1 tRNA gene is annotated in these 695 nt (G+C 33.2%); it reads left to right on the forward strand.

The features are described from left to right. Positions 1-64 precede the first annotated feature (64 nt). Positions 65-152: transfer RNA gene (locus tag ADM33_RS03645), tRNA-Ser, on the forward strand. Positions 153-695: the final 543 nt, after the last annotated feature.

Here is a 695-nt window from a genome sequence, read left to right on the forward strand (position 1 = left end):
TGGTTAGAGCGCACGCCTGATAAGCGTGAGGTCGGTGGTTCGAGTCCACTCGTGCCCATTAATAGGAGAATTACTCAAGAGGCTGAAGAGGACGGTTTGCTAAATCGTTAGGTCGGGTAACTGGCGCAAGGGTTCGAATCCCTTATTCTCCGTAATTAGAGCTTGTTAGCTCTTTTTTTGTGCCCTTAATTATCTAATTTGCTCTCTTTTACAACTGTGGTTGAGTGATGAATTCTTACTATCTGGAGCGAATCAAAATGGTTCGCTCTTTTTGTTTTCAAGTTTAGGAAGAGTCTTGGTTTAATTTTATTAAAGTCATGGAGTATAAAAGTATTGTTTAATGATTTCGTGACTTTTCCTAGCTTCTATTTTTCATTTATATTTTATTGTTTCAATGCGTTAATGATCTTTTCTTTAATTTCCTGTAAGCTTGGATAATCATTTAGCTGTATTATAGGTTAGCTTTAAATAATGGTTTAATCTCTCTTGTTATAGGGCCTATGAGATTTCTCTATATTATATTTAGCTACATGGTATTTATTGAAGGTGTATCGAATATAAGAATTATAGAACTTATTTACTTAGTATTTGTATATATAAGATTTTTTTATCTTACCGAATCTCTCAAATATTTGATATAATGTAAGCAAAGCTATGGTCACCATTCATTTCAAAAGGAGATTTTATGGGTCATA

This window comes from Streptococcus oralis (genome assembly GCF_001075875.1).
GTDB classification, from domain to species: Bacteria; Bacillota; Bacilli; order Lactobacillales; family Streptococcaceae; genus Streptococcus; species Streptococcus oralis_I.